General features: G+C 57.6%; 19 protein-coding genes. 14 read left to right on the top strand and 5 right to left on the bottom strand.

The annotated features are described in order from the left end of the window. Window position 1: 1 nt before the first annotated feature. Complete coding sequence (locus H5P17_RS07255; RefSeq protein WP_020828697.1) at window positions 2–670, bottom strand: DUF1190 family protein; 669 nt, start codon at window positions 668–670, stop codon at window positions 2–4. Between the two features lie 352 nt (window positions 671–1022). On the opposite strand from H5P17_RS07255, the gene H5P17_RS07250 reads away from it, so the two are divergent. The 4 genes from H5P17_RS07250 to dhaM are packed head-to-tail and all read left to right on the top strand — an operon-like array spanning window position 1023 to window position 5339. Further along, on the top strand, window positions 1023–2129 hold the full coding sequence (locus H5P17_RS07250; RefSeq protein ID WP_182822126.1) for a glycerol dehydrogenase: 1107 nt from the start codon (window positions 1023–1025) through the stop codon (window positions 2127–2129). Window positions 2130–2181: 52 nt separating this feature from the next. Then, entirely contained in the window at window positions 2182–3252 is a 1071-nt protein-coding gene (dhaK, locus tag H5P17_RS07245; protein WP_182822124.1) for a dihydroxyacetone kinase subunit DhaK, read from the top strand. A 9-nt stretch (window positions 3253–3261) separates the two neighbouring features. Further along, window positions 3262–3894 (top strand): dihydroxyacetone kinase subunit DhaL, encoded by a 633-nt coding sequence (gene dhaL, locus H5P17_RS07240; protein ID WP_182822123.1) that lies wholly within the window; start codon window positions 3262–3264, stop codon window positions 3892–3894. An 11-nt stretch (window positions 3895–3905) separates the two neighbouring features. Beyond that, complete coding sequence (gene dhaM / locus H5P17_RS07235; RefSeq protein ID WP_182822121.1) at window positions 3906–5339, top strand: dihydroxyacetone kinase phosphoryl donor subunit DhaM; 1434 nt, start codon at window positions 3906–3908, stop codon at window positions 5337–5339. Between the two features lie 8 nt (window positions 5340–5347). Here the strand turns inward: dhaM and dhaR are convergent, their stop codons facing one another. Then, window positions 5348–7294: a dihydroxyacetone kinase operon transcriptional regulator DhaR gene (gene dhaR / locus H5P17_RS07230; protein ID WP_182822120.1), complete on the bottom strand. Its 1947-nt coding sequence runs from the start codon at window positions 7292–7294 to the stop codon at window positions 5348–5350. A gap of 232 nt (window positions 7295–7526) precedes the next feature. Between dhaR and H5P17_RS07225 the strand changes: the two genes are divergently transcribed. After that, entirely contained in the window at window positions 7527–8588 is a 1062-nt protein-coding gene (locus H5P17_RS07225) for a mannonate dehydratase (protein ID WP_182822224.1), read from the top strand. Window positions 8589–8735: 147 nt separating this feature from the next. On the opposite strand, the gene tolC is transcribed toward H5P17_RS07225, so the two are convergent. Further along, the gene (gene tolC / locus H5P17_RS07220; RefSeq protein WP_182822118.1) at window positions 8736–10238 is read right to left on the bottom strand and encodes an outer membrane channel protein TolC; all 1503 of its coding nucleotides are present in this window, start codon (window positions 10236–10238) and stop codon (window positions 8736–8738) included. Between the two features lie 286 nt (window positions 10239–10524). Between tolC and nudF the strand changes: the two genes are divergently transcribed. From nudF to H5P17_RS07190, 6 genes are all read left to right on the top strand, one after another. Then, window positions 10525–11157 carry an ADP-ribose diphosphatase gene (nudF, locus tag H5P17_RS07215; protein WP_044553528.1) on the top strand — a complete coding sequence of 211 codons (633 nt, stop codon included), beginning with the start codon at window positions 10525–10527 and terminating at the stop codon, window positions 11155–11157. Further along, window positions 11157–11582 (top strand): DUF1249 family protein, encoded by a 426-nt coding sequence (locus H5P17_RS07210; RefSeq protein ID WP_044553527.1) that lies wholly within the window; start codon window positions 11157–11159, stop codon window positions 11580–11582. The genes nudF and H5P17_RS07210 overlap by 1 nt, the downstream gene beginning before the upstream one ends. 27 nt (window positions 11583–11609) lie before the next feature. Then, the gene (gene cpdA, locus H5P17_RS07205; RefSeq protein WP_044553525.1) at window positions 11610–12437 is read left to right on the top strand and encodes a 3',5'-cyclic-AMP phosphodiesterase; all 828 of its coding nucleotides are present in this window, start codon (window positions 11610–11612) and stop codon (window positions 12435–12437) included. Next, complete coding sequence (gene yqiA, locus H5P17_RS07200) at window positions 12437–13021, top strand: esterase YqiA (protein ID WP_020828686.1); 585 nt, start codon at window positions 12437–12439, stop codon at window positions 13019–13021. Before cpdA ends, yqiA begins: the two co-directional genes overlap by 1 nt. Window positions 13022–13065: 44 nt before the next feature. After that, window positions 13066–14961: a DNA topoisomerase IV subunit B gene (parE, locus tag H5P17_RS07195; protein ID WP_020828685.1), complete on the top strand. Its 1896-nt coding sequence runs from the start codon at window positions 13066–13068 to the stop codon at window positions 14959–14961. Window positions 14962–15041: 80 nt separating this feature from the next. After that, a complete protein-coding gene (locus H5P17_RS07190) occupies window positions 15042–15938 on the top strand; it encodes a LysR substrate-binding domain-containing protein (protein ID WP_044553523.1) in 897 nt (298 codons plus the stop codon). A 26-nt stretch (window positions 15939–15964) separates the two neighbouring features. On the opposite strand, the gene H5P17_RS07185 is transcribed toward H5P17_RS07190, so the two are convergent. Together H5P17_RS07185 and H5P17_RS07180 are read right to left on the bottom strand one after the other, a co-directional pair. Then, window positions 15965–16273 (bottom strand): putative quinol monooxygenase, encoded by a 309-nt coding sequence (locus H5P17_RS07185; protein ID WP_020828683.1) that lies wholly within the window; start codon window positions 16271–16273, stop codon window positions 15965–15967. A 33-nt stretch (window positions 16274–16306) separates the two neighbouring features. Continuing rightward, window positions 16307–16888 (bottom strand): NAD(P)H-dependent oxidoreductase, encoded by a 582-nt coding sequence (locus tag H5P17_RS07180; RefSeq protein ID WP_044553522.1) that lies wholly within the window; start codon window positions 16886–16888, stop codon window positions 16307–16309. 315 nt (window positions 16889–17203) lie between these two features. On the opposite strand from H5P17_RS07180, the gene parC reads away from it, so the two are divergent. The 3 genes from parC (at window position 17204) to ftsP (ending at window position 21979) form a co-directional block, all read left to right on the top strand. Beyond that, on the top strand, window positions 17204–19477 hold the full coding sequence (parC, locus tag H5P17_RS07175) for a DNA topoisomerase IV subunit A (RefSeq protein WP_044553520.1): 2274 nt from the start codon (window positions 17204–17206) through the stop codon (window positions 19475–19477). A 234-nt stretch (window positions 19478–19711) separates the two neighbouring features. Further along, window positions 19712–20446 (top strand): 1-acylglycerol-3-phosphate O-acyltransferase, encoded by a 735-nt coding sequence (locus H5P17_RS07170; RefSeq protein WP_182822117.1) that lies wholly within the window; start codon window positions 19712–19714, stop codon window positions 20444–20446. Window positions 20447–20563: 117 nt separating this feature from the next. Then, complete coding sequence (gene ftsP / locus H5P17_RS07165; RefSeq protein ID WP_182822115.1) at window positions 20564–21979, top strand: cell division protein FtsP; 1416 nt, start codon at window positions 20564–20566, stop codon at window positions 21977–21979. The last annotated feature ends 224 nt before the right edge of the window (window positions 21980–22203 follow it).

Here is a 22203-nt window from a genome sequence, read left to right as displayed (position 1 = left end):
ATTAACCGCCCATGCTGCGTGAGCCGGAATTGGACGTCGCGCTGCTGCGCTGCATGCTGGTTTGCTTGGCCACGGATTCGCCAAAGCCGCCACGGGTGACGGTATTGGTCACTGCCGGTTTAGGTGCCATCGCGGTTTTCGGCACCGTCATGGTGCGGCCGCCAGCGGTGGCGGGGCCGTAGCTCTTGCCGCTGGCGTCAACGAACTTGCCGTTTGCCGGGCTGGCTGCATTTTTGGAGGTGAACAGCGGTTGCTGAGCAAAACCGGAGCCACCCATCATGCGGCCCATCATGTAACCGGCCATCAGCGGCATCCAGAAGCTGCCGCTGCTCTGTGACTCTGCGGCCATGCCGGCCTGGGCCGGAGCAGGTGCCTGGGTACACTGAGCTTCGCCGAACTCGGCGACGCAGTCTTCGCGGGTCGCGTATTTCGGCGCCGTTTTCTCGGCTTCTTTCAGGGCGTTGTTATAGGCGGTGGTGCACTGCTCGCTCATGGAAGGGTTGTTGCGCGAACAGTCGTCGGCATTCTGATACATGGAGACAGTTTCATCGCTCTTCTCGCAGCCGGCCAGCATAAAGACTGCGCTGATCGCCAAAGCAACGGGGGCAACACGGTAGTTGCGCCAGGATTTGCGGAACGTCTCTTGGTTGATGTTTTTTGTCCGTTTCATCGTTAGTAATCCCATCAGTCGGGCTGTTTTCGCCCTTTCCCAGTAGTGGCCGTAAGAATAGGGGAAAGATGGTCAAAATTAAAGCTGAAACGCCCGCAGAATCCACTCTTTACGCAGTTATACGTTGGGCTGTGCGCCAGCTCGCTTTACTGACGAAAAAAGCGGCGTCAGGGTTTCATTATGGAACGTCATGGGGAGAGTAATGTTCCATAATGAAACGAAAAATCCCGAGATCGCAAAGCGAGCGGCAAGCCCTATAGTCAGTCCATAACAACGCGGCGGCACAAGACCGACGCAGCATCACCTGATATCTGAACGTTACCATCGCCAATTTCCCTACAAGGATCCGGTTATGTTGAGAATCATCCAGTCTCCAGGCAAGTACATTCAAGGCGCCAACGCATTGGCCGCCGTGGGCGAATACGCCAAAAACCTTGCCGACCATTATTTCGTGATTGCCGACGACTTCGTGATGAAGCTGGCGGGCGATACCCTGATGGGCAGCCTGCAACAGCACGGGGTGAAGCACCATGCCTGCGTGTTCAACGGCGAATGCTGCCATAAGGAAATCGACCGGCTCGGCCAGGAGCTCAAGGCTCACGGCTGTCACGGTGTGATTGGCATCGGCGGCGGCAAAACGCTGGATACTGCCAAAGCGATTGCGTATTACCAGCACCTGCCGGTGGTGCTGATCCCGACGATTGCCTCTACCGATGCGCCGACCAGCGCGCTGTCGGTGATTTATACCGAACAGGGCGAATTTGCCGAATACCTGATTTATCCGCGCAATCCGGACATGGTGGTGATGGACAGTGCCATTATCGCCAAGGCCCCGGTGCGGCTGCTGGTGGCGGGCATGGGCGATGCGCTGTCGACTTATTTTGAGGCGCAGGCGTGTTTCGATGCGCAGGCCACCAGTATGGCGGGCGGAAAATCGACGCTGGCGGCCCTCAGCCTGGCGCGCCTGTGTTATGAGACACTGTTGGCGGAGGGCGTCAAGGCCAAGCTGGCGGTCGAGGCCGGGGTGGTGACGGAGGCGGTCGAACGCATTATCGAGGCCAATACCTACCTGAGCGGCATCGGCTTTGAAAGCAGCGGGTTGGCGGGGGCGCATGCCATCCACAACGGCTTTACCGTGCTCGAAGAGTGCCATCATCTGTACCACGGCGAGAAAGTGGCTTTTGGCACGCTGTCGCAACTGGTGTTGCAAAACAGCAGCATGGAGCAGATCGAAACGGTGCTGGATTTCTGTCAGCAGCTCGGTTTGCCGATCACGCTGGCGCAAATGGGGGTTAGCGGCGATGCGGCAGAGAAAATCATGGCGGTTGCCGAAGCCAGCTGCGCCGCCGGCGAAACAATTCACAACATGCCGTTCAAGGTCACGCCGGCAAGCGTTCAGGCGGCCATTCTGACGGCAGATCGGCTGGGCAATGCCTGGCTGCAACGACACTCAAGCTGATACCGCAGGGGCGCAGCAGGCTGCGTCCCGTGGGCCAAACGAGGAAATAACCGTGAAGAAACTGATTAATAAGGTGGAATCGGTACTGGAAGAGCAACTGCTGGGGCTGGCGGAGGCGCACCCGGAGCTGTTGGTGCATCAGGAGCCGGTGTTTGTCACTCGCGCCGACGCGCCGGTCGCGGGCAAAGTGGCGATCCTGTCCGGCGGCGGTAGCGGCCATGAGCCGATGCACTGCGGTTTTGTTGGCGAAGGTATGCTCGACGGCGCCTGCCCGGGCGAAATTTTCACCTCGCCAACGCCGGACAAAATGTACGAGTGTGGCCAGGCGATCGACGGCGGTGCCGGGGTGCTGCTGCTGATAAAAAACTACACCGGCGACGTGCTGAACTTTGAAACCGCCACCGAGCTGCTGCACGACAGCGGCGTCCAGGTGGCGACGGTGCTGGTGGACGATGACGTGGCGGTCAAAGACAGCCTGTTCACCGCCGGACGTCGTGGGGTGGCCAATACCGTGCTGATGGAAAAACTGCTCGGTGCGGCAGCGGCGCGCGGCGACGATCTGGATAGCCTGGTGACGTTGGGTCACAGCATCAATAATCACGGGCATTCGATCGGCATCGCATTGGGGGCCTGTACCGTACCGGCCGCCGGCAAGCCCTCGTTCGTGCTGGCGGAAAACGAGATGGAGTTTGGCGTCGGCATTCATGGCGAGCCGGGCATTGCGCGGCGTCAGTTTACCACCCTCAATGCGGCGGTGGACGACATGTTCCATACCCTGATAGACCATGGCCACTACCAGCGCACCCTCCGCGTCTGGGATCGTCAGCAGGGAGAATGGCGTGATGAAGCGCAAACCAAACAGCCGCTGACGCGTGGCGATCGCGTGATTGCATTGGTGAACAACCTGGGCGCGACGCCCCTGTCCGAGCTGTATGGCGTCTATCACCGTCTGGCGGAACGCTGTGCCGAAGCGGGGATGATCGTCGAACGCAGCCTGATCGGTTCCTACTGCACGTCGCTGGATATGCAAGGGGTTTCAATCACGCTGCTGAAGGTGGATGACGAACTGTTGTCCCTGTGGGATGCGCCGGTGAAAACGCCTGCGCTGCGTTGGGGTTGCTGAGGAGGAATTATGGCGTTAACCAAACAACAAGTGGTCGATTGGCTGATGCGTTGCGGCGAAGTGTTCACTCAGCAGCGCGATTTCTTGACCCGGCTGGATACCGAGATCGGCGACGCCGACCACGGGCTGAACATGAACCGCGGCTTCAACAAGGTGGTGGAGAAACTGCCTTCGGTGGCGGACAAAGACATTGGTTTTATCCTGAAAAACACCGGCATGACGCTGCTTTCCAGCGTGGGCGGCGCCAGCGGTCCGCTGTTTGGCACCTTCTTCATCCGTGCGGCACAGGCGGCCAACGCCAAGCAGAGCCTGGATCTGGCGGAGCTGCATCAACTGATGCAGGAAGGCGTTGACGGCGTAGTGATGCGCGGCAAGGCGGAACCGGGTGATAAAACCATGTGCGACGCCTGGTGGGCGGTGGTGGACAGCCTTGGTCAATCGGTTGAGCAGCAGCTCAGCGTGGCGGAAGCCCTGCAGCGCGCCAGTGAGCGGGCGGAGCAGGCGGTCGAAAGCACCATCACCATGCAGGCACGCAAAGGGCGAGCCAGCTACCTGGGTGAGCGCAGCATTGGCCATCAGGACCCGGGCGCGACTTCGGTGATGCTGATGATGAAAACGCTGGCAGAGGTCGCCGGCCAATAGCAGGAGGCGAGATGATCAATATCGTTGTAGTTTCACACAGCGCGCAATTGGCTCGCGGCGTTGAGGAACTGGCATTGCAGATGATGCGAGGCGACGGCTGCAAGCTGGCGCTGGCGGCGGGTGTCGATGATGCGGAGCACCCGATTGGCACCGACGCGATCAAGGTGATGGAGGCGATAGAGTCGGTGGCCGAGGGCGCGGGCATTGTTGTGCTGATGGACTTGGGCAGCGCGCTGTTGAGCGCCGAAACCGCCATCGATCTGCTGGATCCGGCGCTGGCTGCCAAAGTCAGGCTGTGTTCGGCACCGTTGGTGGAAGGGACGCTGGCCGCCGTGGTCGCCGCCAATGCCGGCGCGGGGTTGGAGCAGGTGCTGGCCGAGGCGCAGGGCGCGCTGCAGGCCAAACAGGCGCAGCTGGGCGAGGCCGCTCCTCCCGTGGTCAAAAACGTTGAATTACCGCTGACGCAGGGGAAAAGCGTCAGTTGGACGGTGCAGAACCCCCATGGGCTGCACGCCCGCCCGGCGGCGCGGCTGGCGGAAACGCTGGCGCCGTTCGATGCCGAACTGGTGCTGGAAAAGCAGGGGCAGTGCGCCAACCCTCGCAGCCTTAACCAGCTGGCATTGTTGCAGGTGCGTCATGGCGACACCATCCGGCTGATTGCCGACGGGGAGCAGGCCGATCAGGCGTTAGCGGCCTTTAGCGCACTGGCGGAGCAACACTTTGGCGAGACGGTTTCTGAGCAAAGCTTGCCTTCGCTGCACGGTATCCCGGTGGCGGAAAGCGTCACCAGCGGCCCGGTATGGCAGGCGCACAGCTTCTGTCCTAAGGTCATCGAACGCCAGATTGGCGCCGACGACGTACTGAACGAACAGCAGCGGCTCCGTGAAGCACTGCAGCACACCTTGGGTGATTTGAACCGCCTGGCGGAACGCACCGGTTCGTTGATTGGCAAGCCGCAGGCGGCGATTTTCGGCGCGCACAGCATGCTGGTGGACGATCCGGACCTGCAGCAGGCGGCCTATACCCGCATTGCCCGTCAGCAATGCAGCGCCGAGCAGGCCTGGCAGCAGGAAATGGAGGCGATAGCCGAGGAGTATCGCGCGCTGGACGACGAATATATGCGGGCGCGCGAGTTGGATGTGCGCGACATGCTGCGCCGCACCTTGAGCCATCTGCAGCAGCAGCCGTTGCCGTTAATCACGCTGACCGCTCCGTCGATCCTGGTCATGGACGAACTGATGCCGTCTGACGTGGTGATGTTAGATCGCCGGCTGGTGCTTGGCATCTGCCTGAGCGGTGGCAATGCGCTGTCGCACAGCGCGATCCTCGCGAAGGCGATGGGGATCCCGATGGTGATTGGCATGCATGACTGCATGAGCAAAACCCGCAACGGCCAAAAAGCGATGCTGGATGCGGCGCGCGGGGTATTGCAGCTCAGCCACTGACGGCCGCCTCAGGCGCGCAGCTTAAACTGGCGGATATCAATCTGATACTGTTTGATTTTCCGCCACAGCGTAGTACGACCAATCCCCAGCAGCTGCGCCATTTCATTCAACTGTCCGCGGCTGACGTTGGCCGCGCGAATGATTGCCTGACGCTCCATTTCCGCCAATGTTAACAACGACATACCCGGCTGCGGATCGCTCTCCAGTAAGGGCTGTTGACCGAGCAGGTGCTCGGGCAGATCGGCCAGTTGCAGGTGGTGGCCGTGGCACATCATCGCCGTGCGCTCCACCACGCCTTTGAGCTCCAGATCGTTGCCGGGCCACAGATAGAGCCCAAGTTGGGCCATCACCTCGTCATCCACCCGGAATCGGCACTGGAAATGCTGTTCCAGCGTACGCAGATGATGTTTCACCAACAGCGGAATATCGCTCAGGCGCTGGCGTAACGCCGGGATCTGGATCTCGAACGCCTGCAGGCTGTAAAACAGCTGACGACGGAAGCGATTTTGCTGCACCAACAGCGGCAGATTGGCGGCGCTGCTGGCGATCACCCGCACGTCGACCGGGATCACCCGGTTCGAGTTGAGCCGCATTACCACACCGGTTTTCAGCACCTGCAGCAGCGCCGACTGCATTTCTACCGGCAGATACTCGATCTGCTCCAGGTACAGCGTCCCGCCGTTGGCCAGTTCAAACTTGCTGAGCTGGCCCGCTTCTTCTTCGTTGGCGTCGCTGCCCAGCAGCTCACGCAACCCCTGGGCCTCCGGCAATAGCTGGCAGTTGAGGGCGATATAAGGCCCGGCGGCGCGATCGCTGGCATTGTGGATCGCCTGGCTGAGTTGTTCCTTGCCGACGCCTTCTTCGCCACACAGCAAAATGGGATGCTGCCCCTTCGCCGCCTGCTGGCCGTAGCGGATCAGCCGGCGCATTTCCAGCGAGGCGGACGGCATCTGTTCAAAGCTGTGGCTGACGCGCCCCAATTGGCTGCTGACATACTGGCGCAATCTTTCCAGCGGGTGCAGCAGGGCGATAAAGCTGCAGCGTTCGCCGTCGAAGATCGGCTTCAGGGTCAATAGCGTGGCGATAAACTGCCGTTGGCTTTCGAAGGTGACTTCAACGTGCTGCAGCGCCTGACGCTGGGCGATGGCTCGGTTGAGCAACGCGGGCAGCGTCAGCAATTGTGTCAGCGGTTTGCCCTGGCTTTGCTGCTCATCCAGTTTCAACAGGGTGGCGGCACGCTGGTTGATGTACTGCAGGTAGCCGCGATGGTCCCAGGCCATGACGCCGTCATCCACCCCGTCGAGCAGGCCGTAAAGCTGATTCAGGTGGCGGTTGGACTCGGCGAGGAGGCCGTCGGCATTCAGCGAATTACCGATTTCGCGTGCCAGTGCCAGCGTCAGAGACAGATCGCCGGCGGCGCAGTCGGCCAGCAGGCAGCCCAGCGCAATCGACCCGCGCTGGCGGCCGCTGTTGTCATAGACCGGGGTGGCGCAGAATGACCAGTCGTGCAGCGCCTGACGCACGTGCTCGCTACCGCGTACCTGTATCGGATGACCCTCCGCCGCCGCCAGCGACGGTGCATTGGTGCCGATATCACCTTCCGCCCAGTAGGCGCCGGGGATAAACCCCAACTGTTGCAGACGTTCGCGGGTCAGAGCATCGCCGCACAGCCACAGCATGCAGCCGCTTTCGTCGAGGATAGCCAGCAGGCAGCGGCGCTGTTCCATGTATTCACAGGCGTCTTCCAGCGCCGCCTGGCCCAGCGTCAGCAGATCGTTCTTACGCTGGCAGATTGACGTGAAAGTGGCGCCCAGCGCGCAGTGGGGCGCTTTCCACACCGCAGGCTGCATCAGGTTGCGACAACGCAGCCAGGAAGCATAGATTGCCGGCGCAGGGCGCTGTGCCGGCGGCAGTTCGCCTTCGATCAGGCGTTGCCAGCTTGAAGTGTTCTCCATCGGATCCCATCCAAACGAGATAAAGCGATAGCCGTGATGATATCACCCCCTCTTCTTTCCGACGGTTTGCCGTTGCCATATTGACGATGAAGATCACATCGCGGTGATTTGCCTCTTTTCTGTTATTTTTATTTCCCATAGCCTGTCCTACAGGTTGATAGCTTATGCCTGAGGGCAGGGTACGAATCCGTAATCGGTTATAAATAAAATTTTTTCTTCAGGAGATAACGTGATGAAACTGGGTTTCGGTCTGTACAAGCATATGCTGGATGATGAGCACTTTGCCTTTGCTCGCCAGTGCGGTGCGACGCATATCGTGGTGCACATGGTGGATTACTTTCATCGAAACGATCGCTTTTCTCGTTCGAATCAGCCCGTGGGCGACACTCAAGGGTGGGGAACGGCACAGGCGGAGATCTGGAGCACGGAAGAGCTGCTCGACATTCGTGCCCGGATGGAGAAATTCGGCCTGACATTTTTTGCCATCGAAAACTTCGATCCCTGCCATTGGGACGACATTCTGTTTGATGGCCCCAAAAAAACTCAGCAGATAGAAACGGTTAAACAAATTATTCGCAATGTGGGCGCCGCAGGTATTCCCGTTTTTGGCTATAACTTCAGCCTGGCCGGCGTCGCCGGTCGAATAGAGGAAAATAAAGCGCGGGGCGGAGCAAAAACCGTTGGGCTAAACGGGGCCAATGAGCAAACAGAAAGCCCGCTACCTGCCAGCATGGCGTGGAATATGGTGGTGGATGAAGAGGCTACAGGGTTGAGAGAGGTGACGACGACAGAGCAGCTTTGGCAGCGTCTTGAGTGGTTCCTGGCGCAGATTATCCCGGTAGCGGAAGAGGCTGGCGTCAGGCTGGCAGCGCATCCGGATGATCCGCCGCTCGAGTTTGTACGCGGTCAGCCGCGGTTGGTCAATCAACCGCATTTGTATCAAAAACTGCTGGATTTGCAACCCAGCCGCGCCAATGCCCTGGAATTCTGCCTTGGCACCATCGCCGAAATGTCAGAGGGGGATGTCTACCAGGCGGTGGAGCAGTATGCACAGCAGGATGCCATTGCCTATATCCACTTTCGCAATGTGAAAGGCAAAGTGCCGTACTACCATGAAACCTTTATCGATGAAGGCGACATAGACATGCCGAAGGTGTTGCGAGTGCTAAAAGAGTGCAAATTTGACGGCGTATTGATCCCCGATCATTCGCCGCAGATGAGCTGTGAGGCGCCATGGCACTCGGGTATGGCCTATGCGATGGGATACATGAAAGCACTTATGCAGGTTATTTGAGCCCTTTCTCGATCTTCAGCCAGATCTTCAGCCCAAACGCACGGAAGTGTACTCCTGCCATTGGGGCTGAGGATCCAAACCTATAAGCAGAGACAAAAAAAACGGGGCTGGCAGATGCCATCCCCCGTTTTCAATGCTGTGCGCGAATCAGTTGCGGAACGGATTGCCGCTGTTGCGAACAGGCGGAGTGGTTGTGCTCACCGGCGCAGATAACCGGGTGGCGGCAACCGGTGCCGGCGCTGCGCTTTGCTGCGCAGGGGCATTGTCCTGATAACCGTCAGCATAAGCGTCTTGTGCCGCGGTCGGTGGCGCTACCACGTCTTGCGAGGTAGAAATCGGTTTGCCTAATGCGCCGTTCAGCAACAGCAGGTCGTTCTCGTTCAAGGTGCCGAGCGCAGACTTGATGTTCAACTGGTTGATCAGATAGGTATAACGCGCGCTGGAGAGCTGTTGCTTGGCGTTATACAGCGTGGTGGTGGCATCCAACACGTCGACGATGGTACGGGTACCTACCTGATAACCGGCTTCCATCGCATCCAGTGAACTCTGGGCAGATACCACCGCCTGTTTGTAGGCGTTGATGCTGCTGATTGAGGCGTTCACGTTATTGAATGAGGAACGAACGGTCTGTACTACGCTGCGGTGTGCGCTTTCCAACTGCTCGCTGGCACCGACGAAGTTGTACTGCGCCTGTTGCACCTGCGAATTGGTCTGGCCGCCGCTGTACAGTGGCATATTGAAGCTCAGGCCCACTTTGTTCTGACCAATATCAGAGTCTGGCGTATTGTTGCGCGAGCCGTTGTTCTTGGTATTGGTCACCGCCGTAGAGGCGTTGAAGTCAATCGTCGGCATATAGCCGGTTTGCGCTGAGCGGATTTGCTCGCGGGCCAGGTCCTGGCTCAGACGAGCGGACAGCAGGCTCAGGTTACGGCTTTCCGCTTCTTTCAGCAGGTTATTGACCGCTTCCGGGCGCTGGGTGCTGAAACGGTCGGTATTCAGCGAAGCCAGCTCCGGGTAGAAGGTGCCGGTGACCTGACGCAGTTTTTCCAACGCGTTATCCAGGGTATTGCGGGCGGTTACTTCCGCCGCCAGCACCGTATCGTAGTTGGAACGGGCGTTCTGCACGTCGGTGATCGCTACCAGGCCAACGTTAAAGCGCTGGGTGGTTTGATCCAGGGTGCGATAAACCGCCTGTTTCTGCGCTTGGGTATAGGACAGTGAGTCGATGGCGCTCAACACGTTGAAATAGGCGGTGGCAGTATCGAGGATCAGCTGTTGTGACGAAGTCTGGAAAGTCACGTCGGAGATGCCGGCGGTTTTTTCCTGTAGCGTCAGCGCGCGCCATTTGGACATGTCGAAGATAGTCTGGGTCAACGCCAGAGAGCCACTGGTGGCATTGTTGTTCTGATCGCGACTGTCACGGTAACCATTGGTATGGGTATAACCCGCACTTAACCCCAACTGCGGCAGCAATGGGCTGCGCGCTTCGTTGATTTTTTCGAATGCGGCGTCACGGTCAGCGGCGGTTTTGCGCAGATCCGGGTTACTTTCCCTGGCCTGTTTGTAGACCTGCAGCAGGTTCTCTGCCTGGCTCATTGCACTGAAGCCGCCCAGGCTCAGTCCGATAAGAAGGGGGAGCAGTTTCTTCATTTGCATTCCTTGTTGTGCAGCAATATTGCTATGTAGTTAGCGCTGACGATAGACGAAATAGTTGCCGATTCTAACAGAGTCTGTTGTACGCATAAGGTGGCGGAATGTGCCATCTTGCGTAACTTTTACCTTTCAGGCCGCCTGTTTACCTTAGTTCAACTGGCTGCGTACGTCACACCTGATATCATGGCTCACAATCTATCATAAAGCCGCGGAAGATTATCCCGCCGTTTCTGTCATCAAAACTGTTTATTTTATCGGCATACTCACGCAGGAGAATTCGCTTATGAGCCACTCGCAGCCATCGCCCGTTACTCTCGATAAAAATGATGTAGAAATTATTGCACGTGAGACACTTTACCGTGGTTTTTTTTCACTCAATTTATATCGCTTTCGTCACCGTTTGTTCAACGGCGACATGAGCCCGGAGATTAAGCGCGAAATTTTCGAGCGTGGGCACGCGGCGGTGCTGCTGCCTTATGACCCGGTGCGTGACGAAGTGGTGCTGATTGAACAACTGCGTATCGCTGCGGTCGATACCAGTAGCTCGCCCTGGCTACTGGAAATGGTGGCGGGTATGATCGAAACCGGCGAGAGCGTTGAAGACGTATGCCGCCGCGAAGCGCAGGAAGAAGCCGGCGTGGTGGTCGGGCGTTGCAAGCCGGTGCTGAGCTATCTGGCGAGCCCCGGCGGCACCAGCGAGCGCTTGTCGATCATGGTCGGCGAGGTGGACGCCACCACGGCGGAAGGCATCCATGGACTGGAAGAAGAGCATGAAGATATCCGTGTCCATGTGGTCAGCCGCGAACAGGCTTACCGCTGGGTTGAAGAGGGCGCGATTGATAACGCGGCATCAGTGATTGCATTGCAGTGGCTGGCGTTGCACCATGAATCGTTGAGAAAAGAGTGGGCCAACTAATGAAACAGCGCTATACCCCTGATTTCCCCGAAATGATGAGATTGTGCGAAACCAACTTCGCGCAATTGCGCCGCTTGCTGCCGCGCAACGATGAAGTGGGTGAAACGGTGACTTATCAGGTGAGTGGCGCCAGTTATCGTCTGACTATTGTTGAATCCACGCGCTATACCTCGCTGGTGCAGATTGAGCAGACCGCCCCGGCGGTCAGCTATTGGAGCCTGCCTGCCATGACGGTGCGCCTGTATCATGACGCGATGGTTGCGGAAGTGTGTTCAAGTCAGCAGATCTATCGCTTTAAAGCGCGTTATGATTATCCCAACAAAAAGTTGCATCAACGCGACGAAAAGCATCAAATTAACCAGTTTCTTGCTGATTGGTTGCGCTACTGTTTGGCGCATGGAGCGATGGCGGTTCCGGTTTGTTAGACAGACTGAGATAACAAAGGACACCATTTGGAAAGCCTGTTTAAACCGACCGTGGCAAGTGGGGCCAGGGTCAGGATTCTGCAAATAACAGATACCCACCTTTTTGCCGGCGAAAACGAGACTTTGCTCGGCATCAATACCTATCGCAGCTATCACGCGGTGTTGGACGCCATTTTGGCGCAGCAGCGGGATTTTGATTTGGTCGTCGCCACCGGCGATTTGGCCCAGGATCATTCATTGGCTGCCTACCGGCACTTTGCCGAAGGTATTGCCCGTCTGCCGGCGCCTTGCGTCTGGTTGCCGGGTAATCATGATTTTCAGCCGGCGATGGTCGACGCATTGGCCGACGCCGGTATCACTCCGTCAAAGCAGGTGCTGGTGGGCGACCACTGGCAGGTGTTGCTGCTGGACAGTCAGGTTTTCGGCGTACCGCACGGCGAACTGAGCGAGTACCAGCTCGAGTGGATGGAGCGCTGCCTGCAGGCCTATCCCGAGCGCTATACCCTGATGCTGTTGCACCATCATCCGCTGCCTTCCGGCTGCACCTGGCTCGATCAGCACAGCCTGCGCAACCCACATATGCTGGGTGCGGTGCTGCTGCGCTACCCGAAAGTGAACACGCTGCTGTGCGGGCATATTCACCAGGAGCTGGATCTGGAGTGGCAGGGGCGTCGTCTGCTGGCGTCGCCGTCGACCTGCGTACAGTTCAAGCCGCACTGCACCAATTTTACCATCGACGATGTTTCGCCCGGCTGGCGCTATCTTGACCTGTTGCCGGACGGCCGTATCGAGACGCAGGTTTTCCGATTGGAAAACGACGATTTCCGCCCCGACATGGATTCGGATGGGTACTGATGCCTTCTACACTGCTCTATCTGCACGGTTTTAACAGTTCGCCGTACTCGGCCAAAGCGACGTCCTTCAAGGCGTGGCTGGCCGAGCATCATCCGCACATCGAAATGTTGGTGCCACAGCTGCCGGTTTTCCCGGCCGAAGCCGCCGAAATGATCGAAAATCTGGTGATGGAGCGTGCCGGGCAGACGATGGGCCTGGTCGGTTCCTCGCTGGGTGGCTACTACGCGACCTGGCTTTCGCAGTGTTTTTCACTGCCAGCGGTAGTGGTTAACCCTGCTGTGAAGCCGTTTGAGCTGCTGATTGACTACCTTGGCGAAAACGAGAACCCCTACACCGGCCAGCAATATGTGTTAGAGTCACGACACGTTTACGATCTGAAAACGATGCAGATCGATCCCTTGGAGTCACCGGATTTAATCTGGTTGCTGCAACAAACGGGCGATGAAATTCTCGATTATGGGCAAGCGGTGGCCTATTACACTGCGTGCCGTCAGACGGTGGAATCGGGTGGAAACCACGCTTTCGTCGGTTTCGAGCACTACTTCCCCCAGATTGTGGATTTTTTAGGGCTCAACGCTGTCTGAGCAGGCGGTTCCGGTTCCTTCCTTTAACCACGAAAAATTCAACGATGACTCAATCCAGCTATAACGCTGATGCCATTGAAGTACTCAGCGGTCTAGAACCAGTGCGCCGTCGTCCCGGCATGTATACCGACACGACGCGCCCCAATCACCTCGGCCAAGAGGTGATAGATAACAGTGTCGATGAAGCTTTGGCCGGTCACGCCAAGCGCATCGACGTGATTTTGCACGCCGATCAGTCACTGGAAGTGATCGACGACGGCCGCGGCATGCCGGTGGATATCCACCCTGAAGAAGGCGTACCTGCGGTTGAGTTGATCATGTGTCGTCTGCACGCCGGCGGTAAATTTTCCAATAAAAACTACCAGTTCTCCGGCGGCCTGCATGGCGTGGGGATCTCTGTGGTTAACGCCCTGTCGAAACGGGTGGAAGTCAACGTTAAGCGTGACGGTAACGTCTACAGCATTGCCTTCGAAAACGGCGACAAGGTGCAGGAATTGGCGGTGACCGGCAGCTGCGGCAAACGCAATACCGGCACCAGCATCCACTTCTGGCCTGACGAGCAGTTCTTCGACAGCCCGCGTTTCTCGGTATCGCGCCTCAGCCACCTGCTGAAGGCCAAAGCGGTGCTGTGCCCCGGGGTCGAAATTTACTTCATCGACAAGCTGAACAACACCGAGCAACGCTGGTGCTATCAGGACGGCCTGACCGATTACCTGATGGAAGCGGTCAACGGCCTGATCACCCTGCCGGAAGCGGCCTTTGTCGGTAACTTCTCCGGCGATACCGAAGCGGTGGACTGGGCGTTGCTGTGGCTGCCGGAGGGCGGTGAGCTGCTGACCGAAAGCTACGTCAACCTGATCCCGACCATGCAGGGCGGTACCCACGTCAACGGCCTGCGTCAGGGCCTGCTGGACGCGATGCGTGAGTTCTGCGAATTCCGCAACATTCTGCCGCGCGGCGTTAAGCTGTCTGCCGAAGATATCTGGGACCGTTGCGCCTACGTGCTGTCGGTCAAGATGCAGGATCCGCAGTTCGCCGGCCAGACCAAAGAACGTTTGTCATCGCGCCAGTGTGCGGCCTTCGTTTCCGGCGTGGTGAAAGACGCCTTCAGCCTGTGGTTGAACCAGAACGTTCAGGCGGCGGAACAGCTGGCCGAGTTGGCGATCTCCAGCGCCCAGCGTCGTTTGCGTGCCGCCAAAAAAGTGGTGCGCAAGAAGCTGACCAGCGGGCCGGCGCTGCCGGGCAAACTGGCCGACTGTACGTCGCAGGATCTGAACATGACCGAACTGTTCCTGGTAGAAGGGGACTCGGCGGGCGGTTCAGCCAAGCAGGCGCGCGATCGCGAATACCAGGCGATCATGCCGCTGAAAGGCAAAATCCTCAACACCTGGGAAGTCTCCTCGGACGAAGTGCTGGCCTCGCAGGAAGTGCACGACATCTCCGTGGCGATCGGCATTGACCCGGACAGCGAAGATCTTAGCCAACTGCGTTACGGTAAAATCTGTATCCTGGCGGATGCGGACTCCGACGGCTTGCACATCGCCACGCTGCTGTGCGCGCTGTTCGTACGTCACTTCCGTTCGCTGGTGAAGGGCGGTCACGTGTATGTGGCGATGCCGCCTCTGTACCGCATCGACCTCGGCAAAGAGGTGTACTACGCGCTGGACGAAGAAGAGAAAGCAGGCGTGCTGGAACAGCTGAAGCGCAAAAAAGGCAAGCCGAACGTTCAGCGCTTTAAAGGGCTGGGCGAGATGAACCCATTGCAGCTGCGTGAAACCACGCTCGATCCGAATACCCGCCGTCTGGTGCAACTGACGGTGAGTGACGACGATGTGGATCAGACGCTGGCGATGATGGACATGCTGCTGGCGAAGAAGCGTTCAGAAGACCGCCGTAACTGGCTGCAGGACAAAGGCGATATGGCCGAGCTTTCTGTCTGACTGTCAGGCCCGGCTTCCCCGCCGGGCCTTCTTTCCGCAGGGGCGCTGCGTACGGTACCCGACCACTCTGGGCGGCATGCATGAAAATCACCCTCGAAGAATTACTGGCCTTTACCACCGTCGTTGACAGCGGCTCCATCACTGCCGCAGCCGAACAGCTCGGTCAGACCACCTCCGGCATCAGCCGCGCACTCAGCCGGTTGGAAAAAAAACTCGATACGACCCTGATGCGCCGCACCACGCGTAGACTTGAGCTGACCGAAGAAGGTCAGAACTTTCTCAGCCACGCACGCGAGATTATCCACTCGGTGGAAAACGCCGAAGAGCAAATGGCGCTGCGCAGGTTAATCCCTGCCGGGAAACTGCGGGTCAACGCTGCCGCTCCGTTTATGGAGCATGTGATCGTGCCGCTGGTGGCCGGTTTCCGGCAAAGCTATCCGCAGATTGAGCTGGAGCTGAATACCGATAACCTGATCATCGATCTGCTGGAAAAGCGCACCGATATTGCCATTCGCATTGGTGCACTGCGGGATTCGACCATTCATGCGCGCCTGTTGGGTTCCAGCCGCTTACGCATTCTCGCCAGCCCGGCATATCTCGCGCGTTATGGTACGCCGGGCAGTGTGGAAGCGCTGCGCGAGCACTGCCTGCTTGGGTTCACCCAGCCGGAGTCGCTCAATCTGTGGCCGTTGCGCTATCAGCAGGCGCAGCATTTTGCCATTACCCCGACAATATCGGCTTCCAGCGGTGAGACCCTGCGTCAGTTGGCGCTGCGGGGGGAAGGGATAGTGCAATTGGCTGATTTCATGACGCGGGACGATCAACGAGCGGGGCGACTGATCCCCTTGCTGGAGCAGGAAACGCTGGACGTGCGCCAACCGATTAATGCGGTGTATTACCGCAATACCCAGTTGGCGGCGCGTATTACCTGTTTTCTGGACTACGTCAGTGCGCATATTGATGCGCAGACGCTGTAGGAACCGATTGACGGTCCCTACAGGGCTTACAGGGCGTTGCCCAGCACGTGAATGGTCACGCCCAGCACGCTGTCTTTGATGGTGTCACGATGGCGGTGCATGTGAGCGATATCCAGATGCTTTTCCAGATGCGCCTGACTGGCCCATTTCTCCAGCATAAACACCGAGTCCGGCGACAGCTTCTGCCATGGCGCCTGGGTGTGGCTGTCGATCATCGGCGTATATTCGCTACAGCCATCCTCTGCCAGTACCAGCGGAACCAGTTTCTCAATCGCCTTCAGAACCGTTTCACGGTGGCCCGGCTTGGTTTTGATTTCTGCAATTACGGTGATCATCATTACCTCATTGATTGACGTGCATAATGCCAGTTAAGCAAAAATTTCGGTCAGATGCGCGCGATAACGTGCGATGTCGCTGTCGATATCCGGTTGTTTAATCACATCATTACAGATAAAGGTCGGCAGCGCTTCCATTCCCAGGAACTGATTGGCCTTATGGAAATGCAGATACACGCCGTCGACGCCGACGCCATGGAAGAACTGATCCGGGTCGGTAAAGGCTTCCAGCGGGGCATTCCAGGTCAGGCTCAGCATGTATTTCTTGCCCTGGATCAGGCCGCCGGAGCCGTACTTCTTGCCGGCGTCTGAACGGGTGCGACCATCGCTGGCGTACAGGCTGCCGTGCCCGGCGGTGAACACTTCATCAATGTATTTTTTCAGGATCCACGGCTCGCCCATCCACCAGCCCGGCATCTGATAAATCACCACGTCGGCCCACAGGTATTTTTGCACCTCGGCATCGATGTCGTAACCGTCGTCGACGACGGTGACTTGCACCTGATGCTGTACATCGCGGAGGAAGCTTTCCGCCACGTCGCTCAGAGTTTGGTTGAGTTCGCCGTTGGAATGGCCAAACTGCTTTTTAGCATTGATAATCAGGATATTGCTCATCTTTCACGGCTCCTGTCAGAATTAAAATGTGTGATGTTCTCCGCGTCAGGGGCGGGAAACATTTCGCTGATAAGGAGTGTAATCGTTAGCAATACAGGTAAAAATGCGATCCAGCGCACAACAGTGTTGACTGTGAGTCAATAAATGCGTCGCCGCATAGCGCTATTTTGCATAAAACTGCCTGATACGCCGGCTTCGCCGGATGATTGCAGAGCCATCTGTGACAGCTACCCCGCTGATGGGTTACTATCGCAGGCAGAATCAACCCTTTGTCGTCCAGGGATTGCCAAGCCACGGTCTGAGGATAATTGAGTAATGAGTGATCTGACTCATGACGGTGTAGAGCGTTTACCGCTGCACACATTCACTGAAAACGCCTATCTGAACTATTCCATGTACGTCATCATGGATCGGGCGTTGCCGTACATCGGTGACGGTTTGAAGCCGGTACAGCGCCGCATCATCTACGCCATGTCGGAACTGGGGCTGAGCAACAGCGCCAAATTCAAAAAATCCGCCCGTACCGTAGGTGATGTGCTGGGTAAATACCATCCGCACGGCGACAGCGCCTGTTATGAAGCCATGGTATTGATGGCGCAGCCGTTCTCTTATCGCTATCCGCTGGTGGACGGCCAGGGGAACTGGGGGGCACCGGACGATCCGAAATCCTTCGCCGCGATGCGTTATACCGAATCGCGCCTGTCCAAATATGCGGAAGTGTTGCTGGCCGAGCTGGGCCAGGGCACCGTTGACTGGGTGCCGAACTTTGACGGCACGATGCAGGAACCGAAGATGTTGCCGGCACGCCTGCCCAACATTCTGCTGAACGGTACCACCGGCATTGCCGTGGGCATGGCGACCGATATCCCTCCGCACAACGTGCGTGAAGTGGCTGCCGCTGCGGTGGAGCTGCTTGAGCGACCGGGGGCTTCGCTTGAAGACCTGCTCGAATTCGTGCAGGGGCCGGACTTCCCGACCGAAGCCGAGATCATCACGCCGCGCGACGAAATTCGCAAAATTTATCAAAATGGCCGCGGTTCAGTACGTATGCGTGCCGTTTGGAAGAAAGAAGACGGCAGTGCGGTGATCACCGCCTTGCCGCATCAGGTTTCCGGCGCCAAGGTGCTGGAGCAGATCGCCAGCCAGATGCGCGCCAAAAAGCTGCCGATGGTTGAAGATCTGCGTGATGAATCCGATCACGAGAACCCAACGCGGCTGGTGGTTGTGCCGCGCTCCAACCGCATCGATCTGGATCAGGTGATGAACCACCTGTTCGCTACCACCGATCTGGAACGCAGCTACCGCATCAACATGAACATGATCGGTCTGGACAACCGCCCGCAGGTCAAAGGGCTGGTGGAAATCCTGACCGAGTGGCTGGCGTTCCGTCGCGACACGGTGCGCCGCCGCCTGAATTACCGCCTGGAAAAAGTGCTGAAACGCCTGCACATCCTCGAAGGTTTGCTGGTGGCGTTCCTCAATATCGATGAAGTGATCCACATCATCCGCAGTGAGGACGAGCCCAAACCGGTGCTGATGGCGCGTTTTGGCATTACAGACACTCAGGCCGAAGCGATACTCGAACTGAAACTTCGTCACTTGGCGAAGCTGGAAGAGTTCAAGATCCGCGGTGAGCAGGATGAACTGGCTAAAGAGCGGGATCAACTGCAGGCGCTGCTGGCCTCCGAGCGCAAGCTGAGCACCCTGATCAAGAAAGAAATCCAGGCCGATGCATTGGCCTACGGCGACGATCGCCGCTCGCCGATTACCGAGCGTGCGGAAGCCAAGGCGATGAGTGAGCACGACTTTGTGCCTTCTGAGCCGGTGACCATTGTGCTGTCTGAAATGGGCTGGGTGCGCAGCGCTAAGGGCCACGATATCGACCCAAGCGGCCTGAGCTACAAGGCGGGTGACAGCTTCCGCAGCGCGGCGCGCGGCAAAACCAACCAGCCGGTGGTGTTTATCGACTCCACCGGACGCAGCTACGCGCTGGATCCGTTGACGCTGCCTTCGGCACGCGGGCAGGGTGAGCCGCTGACCGGCAAGCTGACGCCACCGCCAGGTGCCACCATTGAGCAGGTGCTGATGGCAGCGGACGACCAAAAATTGCTGATGGCTTCCGACGCCGGTTACGGCTTCGTTTGTACCTTCAACGATTTGGTGGCGCGTAACCGTGCCGGCAAGGCGATGATAACCCTGCCGGACAACGCCAAAGCGCTGGCGCCGATGGAAATTCACGGCGACGACGATATGCTGCTGTCGATTACCGCGGCGGGCCGCATGCTGCTGTTCCCGGTTGCCGATCTGCCTCAGCTGTCGAAGGGCAAGGGCAACAAGATTGTCTCTATCCCATCGGCGCAGGCTGCCTCTGGTGAAGACAAGCTGACATGGCTGTTCGTGTTGCCGCCGCAGACCTCCGTGACGCTGCATGTGGGTAAACGCAAGCTGACGCTGCGTCCGGAAGATTTGCAGAAATTCCGTGCGGAGCGGGGCCGTAAAGGTACATCACTGCCACGTGGTCTGCAGCGTATCGATCGCGTGGAGATCGACGCCCCTGCGCGAGCGCCGACGGGCGACAGCGAAGAGTAACCCAGAGGGAATAACCAGCGGGCGCAGCATATTGCGCCCGCTTTTTTTCACGTAACCGGCAATTATTTTCAAATAGTTAACATTTCTCTGCATAAAATTATTGTGCGTATCGCCGGCTGGCGGGAAAATAGCAAAAAAATGCAGGGCAGGTTTTCAGCCCCTGCAATCAAAGAATGAGTAAAGGGATCTGCGCAGCGCTTCAGGCTGCGTCGGCAGTGTGCTAATGAGGTTGTTATGTTATTAATTTTGCGTGCCATTCTTGCCACTCTGTATTGTATTTTGGTGTGCATCTTCGGTTCTATCTACTGTTTGTTCAGCCCGCGCGATCCTCGTCATGTGGCGACCTTCGGTCATCTGTTTGGCCGCCTTTCCGGGTTATTCGGTTTAAAGGTGGAAGTCCGCGTACCGGCCGATGCGGCCAAAAATGGCAACTGCATTTACATCGCCAACCACCAGAATAACTACGATATGGTGACCGCCGCCAAAGCGGTACAGCCGCGTACCGTGACCGTGGGTAAAAAAAGCCTGCTGTGGGTGCCGTTCTTCGGCCCGCTGTATTGGCTGACCGGTAACCTGCTGATTGACCGTGATAATCGTGCCAAAGCGCACGGCACCATCGCACAGGTCGCCGAACAGTTTAAAAAACGCGACATTTCTATCTGGATGTTTCCGGAAGGCACCCGCAGCCGCGGGCGCGGGCTGATGCCGTTTAAAACCGGCGCATTCCATGCGGCAATCGCCGCCGGGGTGCCGATTGTGCCCATCTGCGTTTCTACCACCAGCGGTAAAATTAATCTTAACCGTTGGAATAATGGTCATGCGATCGTCGAAATGTTGGAGCCGGTCGATATCAGCGGCTATGGTAGAGAAAATGTGCGTAAGCTGGCGGCCCATTGTCATGAGCTGATGCTGGCGAAAATCGCCGAGCTGGATGCGGAAGTCGCCCAGCGCAATGCCGCCGGAAAATAATATTCCTACCGGCTTCAAAGAATGAACTTTTAAACGGCGCCAAATGCCGTTAACGCCCAACCCCTTCGGGGTTGGGTTTTTACACCAAGTTTAGTCATTGCTTTTCATGGAGAAAATATGTCACTCAGTCGACGTCAGTTTATTCAGGCATCGGGCTTGGCGCTGTGCGCGGGAGCCGTGCCGCTGAGGGCTGAGGCGAGCGGAACGCAGACCCCGTTACCTGTTCCCCCGTTGCTGGAATCCCGCCGTGGCCAACCGCTGTTTTTAACCTTGCAGCGCGCCCACTGGGCATTTATGGATAACCGCAAGGCGTCGGTGTGGGGCATCAACGGCATGTACCTTGGGCCGACGGTGCGGGTTTACAACGGTGATGACGTAAAGCTGATTTACAGCAACCGCCTGCCGGAGCCGGTGGCGATGACCATCAGCGGCCTGCAAGTGCCGGGTACGTTGATGGGCGGCGCACCGCGCATGATGTCTCCCAACGTAGACTGGTCGCCGGTGCTGCCGATCCGCCAGAACGCGGCGACGTGCTGGTATCACGCCAACACCCCCAACCGCATGGCTCCGCATGTTTACAATGGCTTGACCGGGCTGTGGCTGGTCGAGGACGAGGTCAGCAAATCGCTGCCGTTGCCGAATCACTATGGCGTAGATGACTTCCCGTTAATCATTCAGGACAAGCGACTCGATAATTTTGGTACCCCGGAATATGACCCGCCGTCGCAGGGGGGCTTTGTCGGCGATACGCTGTTGGTTAACGGCGTGCAAAATCCGTACATCGAAGTTTCCCGCGGTTGGGTGCGCCTGCGCCTGCTTAATGCTTCCAACTCACGTCGCTACATGCTGCAACTGAGCGACGGCCGACCGCTTAACGTGATCGCCAGCGATCAGGGCTTTTTACCTGCGCCGGTCGCGGTACAGCAGCTTTCGCTGGCACCGGGCGAACGCCGCGAAGTCTTGATCGACATGTCAAAAGGTGATGAGGTGACGATCACCGCCGGCGAAGCGGCAGGCATTATGGATCGCCTGCGCGGTCTGTTTGAGCCTTCGAGCATTCTGGTTTCAACCCAGGTGCTGACGTTGAAGCCGACCGGATTATTGCCGCTGGTGACCGATAACCTGCCGATGCGCCTGTTGGCGGATCAGCTGTTGGACGGCAGCGTCAGCCGCACCCGCGAATTCCGTTTGGGCGACAGCCAGGCCGGGATCAACGGGGCGATCTGGGACATGAACCGCATCGATGTGCAAACTCAGCAGGGGAGCTGGGAACGCTGGAATATCCATGCGGATACTCCGCAGGCGTTCCACATTCAGGGCGTACAGTTCCTGGTTAAACGCGTTAACGGTGCGCAACCAATGGCGGAAGATCGCGGTTGGAAAGACACGGTGTGGATCGACGGGGACGTTGAGCTGCTGGTTTACTTCAATCAGTCCACCTCGGAACATTTCCCGTTCCTCTACTACAGCCAGACGCTGGAAATGGCGGATCGCGGCAGCGCAGGCCAGTTTATGGTACAGCCGGCGCTGTAAATTCGCCGAGTATGATGGTCCCGCACAATTGCATGGTTCAATCTGTTCCCTGTGGCTCTAAAAGCCACAGGGGATTGTATGAACTATCGAATGATAATTATATAAAAATAAAATAAAATTCTTAAATATATATTTTTGATATTTCCTTTTTAATAAATATCTTAATTAAAAAAACACACTGCCAAATGGTATTATCCGCAGTCGTAAAAGGACCTGTATATGAC

Source organism: Serratia sp. OS31 (assembly GCF_014164835.1).
Classification (GTDB): Bacteria; Pseudomonadota; Gammaproteobacteria; order Enterobacterales; family Enterobacteriaceae; genus Serratia; species Serratia liquefaciens_A.
This window is presented reverse-complemented; position numbering and strand designations above follow the sequence as displayed.